At 66.7% G+C, this 15,603-nt stretch carries 14 protein-coding genes; 5 read left to right on the forward strand and 9 right to left on the reverse strand.

Going from position 1 to position 15,603, the window contains the following annotated elements:
* The 5 genes from tal to pgl form a co-directional block, all read left to right on the forward strand.
* Window positions 1-750 (forward strand): transaldolase (gene tal, locus RCH21_RS09460; protein ID WP_326964164.1); only part of this gene is annotated, 750 nt, incomplete at its 5' end.
* A gap of 5 nt (window positions 751-755) precedes the next feature.
* Window positions 756-2,465 carry a glucose-6-phosphate isomerase gene (locus RCH21_RS09465; protein ID WP_326964165.1) on the forward strand — a complete coding sequence of 570 codons (1,710 nt, stop codon included), beginning with the start codon at window positions 756-758 and terminating at the stop codon, window positions 2,463-2,465.
* 2 nt (window positions 2,466-2,467) lie between these two features.
* Window positions 2,468-4,012, forward strand: a complete 1,545-nt coding sequence (gene zwf / locus RCH21_RS09470; RefSeq protein WP_326964166.1) for a glucose-6-phosphate dehydrogenase — start codon at window positions 2,468-2,470, stop codon at window positions 4,010-4,012.
* Window positions 4,009-4,953 carry a glucose-6-phosphate dehydrogenase assembly protein OpcA gene (locus tag RCH21_RS09475; protein ID WP_326964167.1) on the forward strand — a complete coding sequence of 315 codons (945 nt, stop codon included), beginning with the start codon at window positions 4,009-4,011 and terminating at the stop codon, window positions 4,951-4,953. Before zwf ends, RCH21_RS09475 begins: the two co-directional genes overlap by 4 nt.
* Complete coding sequence (gene pgl, locus RCH21_RS09480) at window positions 4,943-5,758, forward strand: 6-phosphogluconolactonase (protein WP_326964168.1); 816 nt, start codon at window positions 4,943-4,945, stop codon at window positions 5,756-5,758. The genes RCH21_RS09475 and pgl overlap by 11 nt, the downstream gene beginning before the upstream one ends.
* Before the next feature lie 80 nt (window positions 5,759-5,838).
* Here the strand turns inward: pgl and secG are convergent, their stop codons facing one another.
* The 9 genes from secG to uvrC form a co-directional block, all read right to left on the reverse strand.
* Entirely contained in the window at window positions 5,839-6,090 is a 252-nt protein-coding gene (gene secG, locus RCH21_RS09485; protein ID WP_043445180.1) for a preprotein translocase subunit SecG, read from the reverse strand.
* 52 nt (window positions 6,091-6,142) lie between these two features.
* Window positions 6,143-6,958 carry a triose-phosphate isomerase gene (gene tpiA / locus RCH21_RS09490; protein ID WP_326964169.1) on the reverse strand — a complete coding sequence of 272 codons (816 nt, stop codon included), beginning with the start codon at window positions 6,956-6,958 and terminating at the stop codon, window positions 6,143-6,145.
* Between the two features lie 136 nt (window positions 6,959-7,094).
* Window positions 7,095-8,345, reverse strand: coding sequence for a phosphoglycerate kinase (locus RCH21_RS09495; RefSeq protein WP_326964170.1), 1,251 nt, complete (start codon window positions 8,343-8,345; stop codon window positions 7,095-7,097).
* Window positions 8,346-8,357: 12 nt separating this feature from the next.
* Window positions 8,358-9,368 (reverse strand): type I glyceraldehyde-3-phosphate dehydrogenase, encoded by a 1,011-nt coding sequence (gap, locus tag RCH21_RS09500; protein WP_326964171.1) that lies wholly within the window; start codon window positions 9,366-9,368, stop codon window positions 8,358-8,360.
* Between the two features lie 296 nt (window positions 9,369-9,664).
* Window positions 9,665-10,294: a superoxide dismutase gene (locus RCH21_RS09505; RefSeq protein ID WP_120149257.1), complete on the reverse strand. Its 630-nt coding sequence runs from the start codon at window positions 10,292-10,294 to the stop codon at window positions 9,665-9,667.
* A gap of 118 nt (window positions 10,295-10,412) precedes the next feature.
* The gene (gene whiA / locus RCH21_RS09510) at window positions 10,413-11,393 is read right to left on the reverse strand and encodes a DNA-binding protein WhiA (protein WP_326964172.1); all 981 of its coding nucleotides are present in this window, start codon (window positions 11,391-11,393) and stop codon (window positions 10,413-10,415) included.
* A gap of 10 nt (window positions 11,394-11,403) precedes the next feature.
* Complete coding sequence (locus tag RCH21_RS09515; RefSeq protein WP_326964173.1) at window positions 11,404-12,429, reverse strand: gluconeogenesis factor YvcK family protein; 1,026 nt, start codon at window positions 12,427-12,429, stop codon at window positions 11,404-11,406.
* On the reverse strand, window positions 12,429-13,328 hold the full coding sequence (gene rapZ / locus RCH21_RS09520) for an RNase adapter RapZ (protein ID WP_120148978.1): 900 nt from the start codon (window positions 13,326-13,328) through the stop codon (window positions 12,429-12,431). Before rapZ ends, RCH21_RS09515 begins: the two co-directional genes overlap by 1 nt.
* 109 nt (window positions 13,329-13,437) lie before the next feature.
* Window positions 13,438-15,489, reverse strand: coding sequence for an excinuclease ABC subunit UvrC (uvrC, locus tag RCH21_RS09525; RefSeq protein ID WP_326964174.1), 2,052 nt, complete (start codon window positions 15,487-15,489; stop codon window positions 13,438-13,440).
* Window positions 15,490-15,603: the final 114 nt, after the last annotated feature.

Below are 15,603 nucleotides of genomic sequence, written 5' to 3' on the forward strand. Positions count from 1 at the left end.
ACCATCGCCGAGGCCAAGCGCCTCCACGCGAAGGTCCAGCGCACCAACGTGCTCATCAAGATCCCCGCGACCCTCGAGGGCCTGGAGGCCATCTCGGCGACGCTGGCCGCGGGCATCAGCGTGAACGTCACCCTGATCTTCTCCCTCGAGCGCTACCGTGCCGTGATCAACGCCTACCTCACCGGCCTCGAGCAGGCCAGGGACAACGGCCACGACCTGACCAAGATCCAGTCCGTCGCCTCGTTCTTCGTCTCCCGCGTCGACGCCGAGATCGATGCCCGGCTCGATAAGATCGGCACCGACGAGGCCACCGCCCTCAAGGGCAAGGCAGGCCTGGCCAACGCACGCCTGGCCTACCAGATCTTCCAGGAACAGTTCTCCACCGAACGCTGGCAGGTCCTCAAGACCGCCGGCGCGAACGCCCAGCGTCCCCTCTGGGCCTCGACCGGCGTCAAGGACCCCAACCTCCCCGACACCCTCTACGTCACCGGCCTCGTCGCCGCGCACGTCGTGAACACCATGCCCGAGAAGACCCTCGAGGCCACCGCCGACCACGGCGTCGTCGAGGGCGACACCATCACCGGCACCTACGACGAATCCAACGAAATCCTCAACCAGCTCGACGCGATCGGCATCTCCTACGACGAAATCGTCGACAAACTCGAAACCGAAGGCCTCGACAAATTCGTCACCAGCTGGTCCGAACTCCTCGAGACCGTCCAGACCGCCCTCGACTCAGCGAAGGGCTGACTCCGATGGGTTCGTTTGCTCTTATCGCGTCGGGTGCGGCTCTTGCTGCTGTCGAGTCGGTTGTACCTGTGTTGGTGAGGGATCGTTTCGCTTCGCGGTTGTTCGCGAAGGACTCCACCTTGTGGGGTGTTGATGCGGAGCGTGAGGCATCGGTTCGTCTTGGGTGGATCGATTTGTTTGAGGGTTCGCGTGCCCTGGTGTCGGAGATCGCCGGTCTTCGCTCCGACCTGAACGCGGAGGGCGTGGATCGGATCGTGCTGTGCGGCATGGGTGGTTCCTCGCTTGCGCCGGAGGTCATCACGAAGGAAGCCGGCGTTGAACTGGTCGTGCTGGACGCCACGGATCCCGAGCAGGTGGGTTCGGCCCTGGTGGATCTGCAGCGCACGGCGCTCGTGGTGTCGTCGAAGTCCGGTTCTACCATCGAGACGGACTCGCAGCGCCGTTTGTTCGAGCAGGCGTTCAGCGACGCCGGCATCGACGCCGCTTCCCGGATCGTGGTGGTGACGGACCCGGGGTCCCCGCTGGAGGAAGCAGCACGGAAGGCCGGTTACCGCAAGGTCTTCAACGCCAATCCGCAGGTTGGTGGCCGCTACTCGGCGTTGACCGCTTTCGGACTGGTTCCTTCCGGCCTTGCCGGAGCGGACATCGAGACCCTGCTCGATGACGCCGAGGAAAGCGCGGAGTTCCTCGGTGACGATGACGTCGACAATGTCGGACTGCAGTTGGGGGCGGTCCTGGGTGGCACTGCGCCTTTGCGCGACAAGATTGTCTTCGCCGATGCCGGTTCGGGTCTGCCGGGCTTCACGGACTGGGTTGAACAGCTCATCGCCGAATCCACGGGCAAGCTCGGCACGGGCCTGCTGCCCGTCGTCGCCTCGACCGGCGCCCCGGAGTTGGCCGCGGTGGCGGAGGACGTCATGCCGGTGATACTGGCACCCTTCAATGAGGCACCCTTCAATGAGGCACCCGGTGGTGAGTCTGGTGGTGAGTCTGGTGGTGAGTTTGGTGGTGAGTCCGGTGGTGAGTTGATGACCGGTACCGGTGTGACCGTCAGCGGGACCCTGGGCAGCCAGATGTTCGTCTGGGAGTATGCGGTCGCGGTCGCCGGGCGCCTGCTGGGGATCAACCCGTTCGACCAGCCCGACGTCGAGGCTGCGAAGAAGGCCGCCCGTGGTTTCCTGGAGGCGCAGCCGGAGCCCACGGCGGCCGCGTTCGTCGATGGCGCCGTGGAGATCCGCGGCGAGGCCGGCCTGCTGGGCTCGTCGGGCACGCTCGGGGAGGCACTGCGGGCACTGCTCGCTGCGTTGCCCGCCGACGGTTATCTGTCGGTCCAGGCGTATCTGGACCGTTTCCGTCAGGTGGCCCTGGAGGAGGTCCGCTCGCCGCTGGCGGCTTTGACCGGCCGCCCGGTGACTTTCGGGTGGGGGCCCCGGTTCCTGCATTCCACGGGGCAGTACCACAAGGGTGGTTCGCCGATCGGCGTGTATCTGCAGGTCACCGGTGCCAGCGGCACGGATCTTGCGGTCCCGGACAGGCCGTTTACTTTCGGGCAGCTGATCTCCGCGCAGGCTGCAGGGGATGCTCAGGTGCTTGCCGATCAGGGGCGGCCCGTGCTGCGCCTGCATCTGACGGACCGTGCTGCGGGCGTCGCTCAGCTGCGTGCTGCCATTTCCGCCCTCGCCGTTTCCGGCCAGGGCCATCACGAGAACGGTTGAGTATGGCTGACAGGACGACGGCCAGAGCCGCCAATCCCCTGCGGGATCCGCGTGACCGGCGGTTGAGCCGGATTGCCGGTCCCTCGTCGCTGGTCCTGTTCGGTGTGACCGGGGACCTCGCGCGGAAAAAGCTCATGCCGGCCATCTACGATCTCGCGAACCGGGGGCTCCTGCCGCCAAGTTTCGGTCTGGTCGGTTTCGGCCGTCGGGACTGGAGCGACGAGGACTTCGTGGAGCAGGTCAGGGAGTCCGTGACGCAGTACGCACGAACACCCTTCAACGAGACCGTGTGGCAGCAGTTGTCGGCGGGCATCCGGTTCGTGACGGGGGAGTTCGACGACGACGAGGCCTTCAAGAACCTCAAGGGGTGCCTCGACGAGCTCGACCAGAGCAGGGGCACCCGCGGCAACCACGCGTTCTACCTCTCCATCCCGCCCAACGCGTTCGAAGCGGTCTGCCAGAAGCTCTCCGAGCACGGCCTGGCCCAGCCCGACGACGGACAGTGGCGTCGCGTGGTCATCGAAAAGCCCTTCGGGCACGACCTCGAGTCCGCGCGCGAGCTCAACAGCATCGTCGAGGAGGTCTTCCCGCCCGATGCCGTGTTCCGCATCGATCACTACCTCGGCAAGGAGACGGTTCAGAACATCCTCGCGCTGCGCTTCGCGAACCAGCTGTTCGAACCCCTGTGGAACGCCAACTACGTCGACCACGTGCAGATCACCATGGCCGAGGACATCGGGATCGGCAGCCGGGCAGGCTATTACGACGGGGTGGGCGCGGCCCGCGACGTCATCCAGAACCACCTCCTGCAGTTGCTCGCCCTCACCGCGATGGAGGAACCGATCTCGTTCGACGCCCAGCACCTCCGGGCCGAGAAGGAGAAGGTCCTCGCGGCGGTCTCCCTGCCCGAGGACCTCTCCGGACGGTCGGCGCGCGGCCAGTACGAGGCCGGGTGGCAGGGCGGTGAGCGCGTGAACGGTTTCCTCGAGGAGGACGGCATCCCGGCCGGCTCCACGACGGAGAGCTTCGCCGCGCTGCGCCTGGACATCCATACGCGCCGCTGGTCCGGGGTGCCGTTCTACCTTCGCGCCGGCAAGCGGCTCGGTCGCAGGGTCACGGAGATCGCCGTCGTGTTCAAACGCGCTCCTAACCTGCTGTTCCGGGACCACAACGAGGAGGACTTCGGGCAGAACGCCGTCGTCATCCGGGTCCAGCCCGATGAGGGCGTGACCATCCGGTTCGGTTCCAAGGTGCCCGGCACCCAGACCGAGGTCCGCGATGTCACCATGGACTTCGGCTACGGCCACTCCTTCACCGAGTCGAGCCCCGAAGCCTACGAGCGGCTCATCCTCGATGTCCTGCTCGGCGAACCCCCGCTCTTCCCCCGCCAGGAGGAAGTGGAACTGTCGTGGAAGATCCTCGACCCGTTCGAGAAGTACTGGAAGTCCCTCGACGGCCAGCCCGAACCCTACGTGCCCGGCAGCTGGGGTCCGGCATCCGCCGACGAGCTGCTCGCAGCCGATGGACGAACCTGGAGAAGGCCATGATCGTAGAACTCCCCGACACCACCACCTCGAAGGTGTCCAAGGAACTGATGTCCATGCGCGAACGCGGCGGCGTCGTAGCGCTGGGACGCGTGCTGACGCTCGTGGTCATCACCAAATCCGGCTACGAGGAACAAGCCATCGACGCCGCGAACGAAGCGAGCCGGGAACACCCGTGCCGCATCATCGTCCTGGCCGAGGAATCCCCCCACGAGCCCACCCGGCTCGACGGCCAGATCCGCGTCGGCGGTGACGCCGGAGCGTCGGAAGTCATCGTGCTCCGCGGGTACGGCGAGCTCGCGCACGAGAACGAGTCCCTGGTATCGGCCCTCCTGCTGCCGGACGCCCCGATCGTGGCCTGGTGGCCGCACGGAGTGCCGAAAGCCGCCTGCCAGACATCGATCGGCAGCATCGCGCACCGCAGGATCACCGACTCCGCCAACGAGCCCGACCCCACAGCCGCGCTGTTCAACATCAGCAGCACCTACGCCGCCGGCGATACCGACCTCGCCTGGACGCGCCTGACCCACTGGCGCATCCAACTCGCCGCCGTCCTGGACCAACTCGAGGGCGACGAGCCCATCACCGCGATCACCGTCGAGGGCGCGTCCGACTCCCCCAGCACCGTGCTCCTCGCGGCCTGGCTCACCAGAGCGCTCAATGCCCCCGTGACCATCGTCGCCAGCGAAGCGGGAACCGGGCTCAAGCGCGTTCGCCTCACAAGAAAAGGCGGAGACATCGAACTGCACCGCCCCCACCACGACGTCGCCGAACTCCACCAACCCCACCAGCCCGTCCAGCACATCTCCCTCCCCCGAAGGGGCCTGCGGGACTGCCTCGCGGAAGAACTACGACGACTGGACCCGGACGAGGTCTTCGGCGAAGTCATCACCCAAGGCCTCACCCGCACCAACCTGAGGAGTGTCCGAACCAGTGAGCGCTGAACCGAAAGTCAGCATCCATCCTTCCCAGACCTCGCTCGCGGCGGCGGTGGCGGCCCGCCTGATCACGCGGCTGGTCGACGTTCAGAGCGACCGCGGCACGGCGACCGTCGTGCTGACGGGAGGATCGATGGGCACCGCTGCGCTGGAGGCCGTGGCAGAGTCCCCGGCACATTCCGCCGTGGATTGGGCGAATGTCCATTTCTGGTGGGGTGACGAGCGGTTCCTGGGGACCGACGATCCCGACCGCAATGCTGTCCAGGCCCGTGGTGCGCTCCTCGACCACATCACGGTGGATCCGGACAAGGTGCACGAGTTCGGGTCGAAGGACGAGTTCCCCGACGAGAACGCGGCGGCCCTGGACTACGCCGAGCAACTGGCGGCAGCTGCGAGGGCGGAAGTCGACATCGACGCGGATGCGGTGCAGCCGGATCCCCGCCTACCGCGCTTCGACGTCCTGCTGCTGGGTGTCGGTCCCGATGCGCACATCGCGTCCCTCTTCCCTGAGATGGCGGGTATCCGCACCAAGGGTACGACGACGGTGGGCGTCGCCGATGCGCCGAAGCCTCCTCCGCAGCGAGTGTCCCTGACGCTCGAGACCATCAATACTGCGCAGGAGGTCTGGCTGTCCGTCAGCGGCAGCGACAAGGCCGGCGCCGTGGGCCTCGCCCTCGCAGGAGCAGGGCACGTCCAGGTCCCGGCTGCGGGAGCCCGTGGAGTACGGAAGACGCTATGGCTCATCGACCAGGACGCGGCACAAAAACTGCCCGGCCGGCTGATCGACCAGGATGACGAATCGGGCGACTGATACCGGCATCGGACATGACAGGGCCCCCGCTTCCTTCTTGGAAGCGGGGGCCCTGTCGGGTCTGAAGCGAGCCTGAAGCCCTACGACTCGCCTGCGAAGCGCTGAATCAGCCCGAGAGCGACGATGACGACGCCCCAGGCGAGACCGAGTGCGACGGTGAAGCGGTTGAGGTTCCGTTCGGCTACTCCGGACGATCCCATGCTCGAGGTCATACCGCCACCGAACATGTCCGACATTCCGCCGCCACGGCCCTTGTGGAGCAGGATCAGCAGGGTCAGCAGGAGGCTGGTGATCCCGAGCAGGACGAGCAGGATGATACGAAGGATTTCCACGGGGCCCTTTCAAGGCTCGAGAGCCGCTCGATGGAGCGGCAGGCGCACGGAACTAGTCTGTCACCAGATGCTGTTCGAACCTGACAATACTAGCAAACTCGGAAACGTCGAGGCTCGCACCGCCGACGAGCACGCCGTCGACGTCGCGCTCCCTGAGGATGCTCGCGGCGTTGGCCGCCTTCACCGATCCGCCGTAGAGCAGGCGGGTTTTGGACGCGGTCTCGGTGTCGAACAGGGTACCGAGTTCGGCACGGATGGCGGCGCACATCTCCTGGGCGTCGTCCGGTCCTGCGACTTCTCCCGTGCCGATGGCCCAGACGGGCTCGTAGGCGACCACGAGGGCCGCAGCCTGTTCCGCGGACAGACCGGCTACGCCCTTGCGGAGCTGCTCGAGGGTGTGCGCGACGTGCGTTCCGGCCTGGCGGATCTCGAGGCCCTCACCGATGCAGAGGACGGGCACGAGTCCGTGACGGTAGGCAGCGTGGACCTTGCGGTTCAGCACCTCGTCCGACTCGTTGTGGATGGTGCGGCGTTCGGAGTGGCCGACCAGCACGTAGGTGCAGTCCAGTTTGCCGAGGAACTGACCCGAGATATCGCCGGTATACGCGCCTGAATCCTCGGGCGAGAGGTCCTGCCCTCCGTAAACCACTTCCAGGTTGTCACCCTTGACGAGCGTCTGCACGCCGCGGAGGTCGGTGAAGGGAGGGAAAACCGAAACCTCCACCCGCGAGTAGTCGTGGCCCGCGTCGTCGAGAGTCCAGGCGAGCTTCTGCAGGAAGGTGATGCCCTGCATGTGGTCGAGGTTCATCTTCCAGTTACCCGCGATGAGCGGTCGGCGGTCGAACGCGCCGTTGGTCGAGGTGGTCATCGTCTACTCCATCTGCTTCGTTTCATGGCGGCGGGATCCGCGCGGCCTGAGCCCCGCGGATCCCGCCCGTCCTGTGCGCCCGTGTCGGGCGGCTGGTCCTGCGGGGTTGCTAGCCCGCCGACCGCCTGGTTCTCCGCTAGTCGCGGGAGAGGGCGGTCAGGCCTGGCAGTTCCTTGCCCTCGAGGTATTCGAGGCTCGCTCCCCCACCGGTCGAAATATGCCCGAACTGGTCGTCGGCAAAACCGAGACCGCGCACGGCGGCCGCGGAGTCTCCTCCACCGACCACGGTCAGCGCACCGGCAGCCTGCGCATCGACGAGGGCCTGGGCCACCGAGCGCGTGCCACCGGCGAAGGAATCGAACTCGAAAACTCCCATCGGTCCGTTCCAGAACACGGTCTTCGCCTCGGCGATGTTCGCCGCGAAATCCTCGCCCGTCACGGGACCTATGTCGAGCCCGATCCCCTGCGCGCCGTACGGCCCCGACTCGATTGCATCGGCCGCGATCACGCTGTGCCTGGCATCCGCAGCGAACTTCTCCGCGACGACGATGTCCGTGGGCAGGACGAACTGGGTACCGTCGCGTGCCCCGCGCTCGAGGTAGCCGCGGACAGTGTCGACCTGGTCCTCCTCGAGGAGACTCGCGCCCACCTTGTGTCCCTGGGCGACGAGGAACGTGAACACCATTCCCCCACCGACGAGGATGCGGTCGGCGGTGCCGATCAGGTTCTCGATCACGGCGAGCTTGTCGGAGACCTTCGAGCCACCGAGCACCACGACGAAGGGCCGCTGCGGGTCCTTCGTCAGCTTCTCGAGCACCACGAGTTCCGCCTTGACCAGGTCACCCTGGTAGGCAGGCAGGAGGGCTGCGATGTCGAACACGCTCGCATGCTTGCGGTGCACCGCGCCGAACGCGTCGTCCACATAGGCCCCGTCCTCCCCCGCGAGGTCGGCGAGCTCGCGGGCGAACGCGGAACGCTCACCGTCGTCCTTGCTCGTCTCCCTCGCGTCGAAGCGCACGTTCTCGAGGACGAGCACCTCACCCTCGGTCAGGGCGGCAGCCGCACTCCGGGCTTCGTTCCCCGTGGTATCGGCGGCCAGGGTGACGGGGAAATCCGCCAGATCCCTCAGGACATCGACGGCCGGCTTGAGTGAGTACTTCTCCTCGGGCGCTCCCTTGGGCCGTCCGAGGTGGGCCAGGACGATCACGGCGGCCCCTGCCTCGCTCAACTTGCGCAGAACGGGCAGGGATGCACGCACGCGGCCGTCGTCGGTGACCTTGAGCGCAGGGGTCTCGCCCTCGAGCGGGACGTTCAGGTCCGAGCGCACGATGACGCGACGTCCACGTACTCCTTCAGCGAGGAGCTCGTCGAGTGATGCGTAAGCCATGGGCGGGTCCGCCTAGGAAAGCTTGGCAGCGACGATTTCGGTCAGGTCGACCAGGCGGCTGGAGTAGCCCCACTCGTTGTCGTACCAGCCGACCACCTTGACCTGGTTGCCGAGGACCTTGGTCAGGCCCGAGTCGAAGATGCACGACGACGGGTCCGTGACGATGTCCGAGGAGACGATCGGGTCATCGGTGTAGGAGAGGTAGCCCTTGAGTGGGCCATCCGCTGCGGCTGCGGCGTAGGCTGCATTCACTTCGTCCACGGTGACCTCACGGCCCAAGGTGACCGTGAGGTCGGTAGCCGAGCCTGTGGGCACGGGAACGCGGATGGCGAAGCCGTCGAGCTTGCCCTTGAGCTCCGGGAGGACGAGGCCGATCGCCTTCGCTGCGCCCGTCGAGGTGGGAACCATGTTGATCGCTGCTGCGCGGGCGCGGCGGAGGTCCTTGTGGGGGCCGTCCTGCAGGTTCTGGTCCGCCGTATAGGCGTGGATCGTCGTCATCAGACCGCGTTCGATGCCGAAGGCGTCATTGAGCACCTTGGCGAGGGGGCCGAGGCAGTTCGTGGTGCAGGATGCGTTGGAGATGATGTGGTGGTTCTCGGGGTCGTAGTCACCGTCGTTCACTCCGAGCACCACGGTGAAGTCCTCGTCGGACGCGGGAGCGGAGATCAGGACCTTCTTGGCGCCGGCGTCGATGTGCTTCTGCGCATCGGCTGCCTTGGTGAAGAAGCCGGTCGACTCGATCACGATGTCGACACCGAGGTCTGCCCAGGGGAGATTCGCGGGATCGCGCTCGGCCAGGACCTTGACGCGCTTCCCATCGACGACGAGGTCACCGCCCTCGACCTCGACGGAAGCCTTGAGGCGACCGGTGACGGAGTCGTACTTGAGCAGGTGCGCGAGGGCCTCGGGACTCGTCAGGTCATTGACGGCAACGATCTCGAGGTCGGTGCCCTGCTCGAGGGCCGCGCGGAAGTAGTTGCGGCCGATACGTCCGAAGCCATTGATTCCAACACGAGTAGTCACGGGTTTCCATCTCCTTCATAGGTGGTGCCGCCGGCCGACCGGTTCTCGGGTGGCGCCGGCGACAAATACATCTAGTACCGGGCACCCCTTCGTGCCGACGTTGATCGGGTCCTGCTCACTCCCTGCGGAGCGGTATCCGTGGCGGGAGCCGTACCGGGATCACTCCCTGCACGGCTCCAACCTTACTCAGCGCGGCGTTTCCGCACGCACTCGTGACGCGGGTTGCTCCGGTGGTGTGCCCATGATCAGGCACACCCGTCCGGAGCAGGATTTCCTTCGTGGTCCGTGAACGGGGGTCAGCGGCCCGGCGTGATGAGGATCGAGGCGCCGGTGGTCGCTGCCTGGAAACGGGTCTGGACATCGGCCCAGTTCACCAGGTTCCACCAGGCCTTGACGTAGTCGGGCTTGACGTTGACGTAGTCCAGGTAGAACGCGTGCTCCCACATGTCGAGCATCAACAGCGGGATGGTGCCCACGGGTACATTGCCCTGCTGGTCGTAGAGCTGCTCGATCACGATGTTCTTGCCCAGCGGCTCGTACGCCAGGACGGCCCAGCCGGAGCCCTGCAGCGACGTCGCCGCGGCGGTGAAGTGCGCGCGGAACGCGTCGAAGGACCCGAACGCGTCGGCCAGGGCTGCTGCGAGCTCGCCCTCGGGCTTGTCGCCGCCCTCGGGGGACATGTTCTTCCAGAAGATGCTGTGGTTGATGACACCGCCGACGTGGAACGCGAGGTCCTTGGAGAGCTTGGGGATGGTGCCGAACTCGCCCTTCTCGCGGGCCTCGGCGAGCTGCGCGAGAGCGTCGTTGGCGCCCTTGACGTAGGTGGCCTGGTGCTTGGAGTGGTGCAGCTCCATGATGCGGCCCGAGATGTGCGGCTCCAGGGCCGCGTAGTCGTAGTCGAGATCCGGCAGTACGTATTCGCTCACGTAGTCCTCCATGTAGTGATCTGATGTACCCGCGCGCTCCTGGGCCCCTTCAAGGGTCCGGACGGTGGGCGCCCCGCTCGATCAGAAGCGGGCTTGCCGTTCCATCCTATGCACTCATTCACTCGTCCAGCATGTCCGGGGTCACATTCGCATCGGTCCCCGGGATCCCGATGTCGGAGGCGCGCTTGTCCGCCATGGCCAACAACCTGCGGATGCGTCCCGCGATGGCGTCCTTGGTCATCGGCGGGTCGGCGAGGCGCCCCAGTTCATCGAGGCTCGCCTCCTTGTGGGCGACCCGCAGCTCACCCGCGTAGCGCAGATGCTCGGGCACCGCCTCCCCCAGGATCTCGAGCGCGCGATCGACCCGCGCTCCGGCCGCGACGGCGGCTTGGGCGGACCTCCGCAGGTTGGCGTCGTCGAAATTCGCGAGGCGGTTTGCCGTCGCCCGAACCTCCTTCCGCATGCGGCGCTCCTCCCAGACCATCAGGGCGTCATGGGCACCCATGCGGGTCAGCAGCGCTGCGATGGTGTCGCCATCGCGGATGACGACCCGGTCGACGCCGCGCACCTCCCGGGCCTTGGCCGCGATGTCGAGGCGACGCGCGGCGCCCACCAGGGCCAGCGCGGACTCGGGTCCGGGACAGGTCACCTCGAGGGAGGACGAGCGCCCCGGCTCCGTCAGGGATCCGTGGGCGAGGAACGCTCCGCGCCAGACCGCCTCCGCGTCGGCCGTGGAACCATTGACGACGGCGGACGGCAGACCCCGGACGGGGCGGCCGCGGGTGTCGAGCAGGCCCGTTTGGCGGGCGAGGGATTCGCCGTCGCGCACCACCCGTACGACGTAGCGGTTGCCGCGCTTCAGGCCTCCGCCGGTGACGACGATGATCTCGCTGTTGTGTCCGTACACCTCGGCGATGGCAGCGCGCAGGCGGCGTGCCGTCGAGGCGAGATCCACTTCGGCCTCGATCACGATCCTGCCGGAGATGATGTGAAGGCCCCCCGCGAATCTCAGCAGCGCGGACACCTCGGCCTTGCGTACCGAAGACTTCTTGACGTCGAGGTGGGACAGCTCTTCTTTGACGTCGGCGGTCAGGGCCACAAATACACTCCTAGTTCTCCCCAAACATGTCGTTGTAGGACGTCGCCAGCCGCAGCGGATCGTGTACGGGCTTACCGGTCGAAGCTCCCACTCTACCGAAGACCGCGCGTCCGCCCATCCTCGCGACGGCGCCCTCGAACTCCGCGCGGTCCGCGACGACGGCGGGATCGGCAAGGACGACGTCGACCGTGAATTCGGGGGCGTAGCGCGAGATCACGGTGAGATGGTCGATCGCACTCATGCCCTGGGTTTCCTTGGTGTCATTGCTCAGGTTCATGGTGAGGCAACGTTTGGCAGACGTCCTGCAGAGGGCATCGCGGAGCTCGGGGAGCAGCAGGTGCGGCAGTACGGACGTGTACCAGGAGCCGGGCCCGAGGATCACCCAGTCGGCGAGTTCGATCGCTTCCAGTGAATCCTTGCAGGCGGGTGCGGACGGCGGCAGGAGCCGGACGTTGCTCACATTGCCGCCCTCTGCGGCGACCGCGAGCTTCGCCTGGCCGGTGACGGTCCTGACGCGCAGCGAGCCGTCCACCTCGCTCAGCACATCCCCCTCGATGGTCAGCGGCACACTGGCCATCGGCAGGACCCGTCCGCGGGCTCCGAGCAGGGCCCCGGCCCACTGCAGGCCGGCCACCGGGTCTCCGAGCAGCTCCCACAGGGTGACGATGAGGAGATTCCCCATTGCATGGCCGTCGAGGGATCCCTCCACGCCGTCGCGGGAGGTGAAACGGTGCTGCATGACGTCGCGCCAGGTGCGTCCCCAGTCGGTGTCGTCGCAGAGTGCCGCCAGGGCCATCCTGAGATCCCCCGGAGGAAGCATCCCGAGTTCGTGGCGGAGGCGGCCGGAGGATCCGCCGTCGTCGGCGACCGTCACTACGGCGGTCAGTTCCTGCGTCAGGAGGCGCAGTGCGGAGAGCGACGCCGAGAGTCCGTGACCGCCCCCCAGCGCGACGACGGAGGGCCCGGCGCCTTGCCCCTCACCCTTCCTGCGGGCGGCCGGGGGGATGAGGGGCAGCGGCCCCGAGAACAGTGCCACTACTCACGCCCGAGGTCGCGGTGGTGCGCCGTGACCTGGACGCCCGGCAACTGCGCCAGGCGCTGCGCAATCTCCTCCGTCACCGCGACAGAGCGGTGCTTTCCGCCCGTGCAGCCGACGGCGATGGTGGCGTAGTGCTTGTTCTCCCGACGGTAGCCGTCGAGGACGGGCGCGAGCGCGTGGACGTACCGGTCGATGAAGTCCCCCGCCCCCTGCGCGCCGAGCACGAAGTCGCGCACCGGAGCGTCGAGGCCAGTCTGCGGACGCAGGACGGGCACCCAGTGGGGGTTCGGGATGAACCGGACGTCCGCCACATAGTTGGCGTCCACGGGCAGTCCGTACTTGAAGCCGAAACTCATGACGTTGAGCCTCAGGACGATCGGTCCTGATTCGGAGAACAGTTCGGTGACGCTGGTGGCCAGGGCGTGCACGTTGAGTTCGGTCGTGTCGATCACGATGTCGGAGGAGTGCTTCAGCTCTTTCAGTACCTCGCGCTCGGCAGCGATGCCGTCGGAGATACGTCCGTCACCCTGCAACGGGTGGGGGCGGCGGCCCTGCTCGAACCGGCGCACCAGCACCGCGTCATCGGCGTCGAGGAAGAGCACCCTGTAGTTGACGCCCGCCGCACGGAGTCCCGCGAGCGACGCCTTGATGTCACTGAACAGCTCCTTGCCGCGGACATCGATCACCACGGCGAGCTTCGGGATGGATTGCGGGGTGCGGGCGACGAGCTCGGTGAGCGTGGTCAGCATCTGCGGTGGAAGGTTCTCCACCACGTACCAGCCATGATCCTCGAGGGCGTTGGCGGCCGTACTGCGCCCGGCGCCAGACATACCGGTCACCACCAGCAGCTCGGACTCGGTGGGTTTGACCGGAGTCAGGCTCGTGGCCTCAGTCATCGTGGTGCATCCGTTCCGGCTCGACGGGGGCTTCGGTCACTCTGGATGCCCCGGTATATGCGGTCTGTGTGATCTCTGCGGCTCTGCTGCGGCAGCGCCTTCAGCCTAACTAATCTTCCATGATCTCGCCCGTGGTCATGTTGACGGCAGGAGCGGGAGCATCCTCGGCACCCACGGCGAGGGAGGTTCGAATGGTCTCAGCGAGGGAAGGACCGACGCCGGGCACCTCGACCAGCTCCGCCACGGACGCCACGCGGATCTTCTTGACCGAGCCGAAGTGCTTGAGCAGGGCCTTCCGCTTCGCCGGACCCAGGCCGGGCACCTCGTCGAGCGCGGAGGCCGTCATCGATTTGCCGCGCTTCTGCCGGTGGAACGTGATCGCGAAGCGGTGTGCCTCGTCGCGAATGCGTTGGAGCATGAAAAGGCCCTCGGAGGCGCGCGGCAGGATGACGGGGAATTCACTGTCCTGCACCCACACCTCCTCGAGTCGCTTGGCGAGGCCGATGACGAAGACGTCGTCGATCCCGAGGTCCGCGAGCGCGCGGGAAGCCGCAGCCACCTGGGGCGGTCCACCGTCGACGACGACGAGGCTCGGCGGGTAGGCGAACCGACTACGGGAGATTGCCGTCGTCGTGTCCCTGACGGGCTCCCCCTGCTCGCCCACCTCGGGGTGCTCGAGGATCGAACCCTCGTCCTCGGCCTCAGGATCCGCCCCAAGGTCCGGATCCGGAGCAGCCGGATCGCGCTGCTCGCCGGCCTTGCCTGCAAGGTAGTTGCGGAATCGGCGGTAGATGACGTCGTACATCGACGCCGTGTCGTCGCGGGCCGCTTCTCCCGTGATCGAGAACTTGCGGTACTCGGACTTGCGCGGCAGTCCGTCCTCCACGACGACCATCGACGCCACCACGTTGGTGCCCTGCACGTGCGAGATGTCGAAACACTCGATGCGCATCAGGGGCTGGGGCAGGTCGAGGGCTTCCTGGAGTTCCTGCAGCGCAGCGGACCGCGTGGTGATGTCACCGGCCCGGCGGCTCTTGTGCAGGCGGAGAGCATCAGCGGCGTTCTGCTCGACCGTGCCCATCAGCGTGGCCTTGTCGCCGCGCTGCGGCACACGGACGTCGACGCGGCCTCCCCGGAGTCCGCGGAGCCACTCGAGCACCTGGTCGGCGTTGCTCGGGAGGACCGGGACCAGGACCTCCTTCGGGATCTGTTCGTTGCTGCTGCTGGCGTCCCCGTAGACCTGCTGCAGCAGGTGTTCCACAAGGTCCGGCGTGTCCATGTCCTCGACCTTCTCGACGACCCATCCCCGCTGTCCCCTGATACGACCTCCCCTGACGTGGAAGACCTGGGCCGCAGCTTCGAGCTCGTCCTCCCTGAGGGCGAAGATGTCCGCGTCGGTGTCCTCGCTGAGGACGACAGTGTTGCGCTCGAAGACCCGGCGGAGCGCTGAGATGTCGTCACGCAGGCGCGCGGCGGACTCGTAATCGAGTTCCGCGACGGCCTCCGCCATCTTCTTCTCCAGGCCGGAGATGAATTTCTTTGCCTCGCCCGACATGAAATCGCAGAAGTCGTTCGCGAGGGCCTTGTGGTCCTCGGCGCTGATCCGGCCGACGCACGGTGCGGAGCACTTGTCGATGTACCCGAGCAGGCAGGGCCGGCCGGTCCGCTCGGCGCGCTTGAAGACTCCGGTGCTGCACGTCCTGACCGGGAAGACCCGGATCATCGTGTCGACCGTCTCGCGGATGGCCTTCGCCGGGTAGAACGGCCCGAAGTAGCGGGTGTCCTTCCGCTTGTCCCCGCGCATGACCTGTACTCGGGGATACTTCTCCCCCAGGGTCACGGCGAGATAGGGGTACGACTTGTCGTCGCGGAACATGATGTTGAAGCGCGGATCGAACTCCTTGATCCACGTGTACTCCAGCTGGAGCGCCTCCAGCTCGCTGCCGACCACGGTCCACTCGACACTAGCTGCGGTGAACACCATGGTGCGCGTCTTGGCCAGGAGTCCCTGCGGGTTCGCGAAGTAGGAGTTGAGGCGGGAACGGAGGTTCTTGGCCTTCCCGACGTAGATGACCCGACCGTGCTCGTCCCGGAAACGGTATACCCCAGGATCGAGCGGGATCTCGCCTGTTTTCGGCCGATATGTCACTGGGTTCGCCACGCCCTCAATCCTAGGACGGACCGGTGACACGTCGTGACCCGGCGGATTGCTTTCCGCTGACCGCTGACGGGATCCGCGACGCAGGTCCGGCAGGTACAGGAACGCTGTGCTGCT

The sequence above is a fragment of the Arthrobacter sp. PL16 genome, assembly GCF_035985055.1.
GTDB lineage: Bacteria > Actinomycetota > Actinomycetes > Actinomycetales > Micrococcaceae > Arthrobacter_D > Arthrobacter_D cheniae.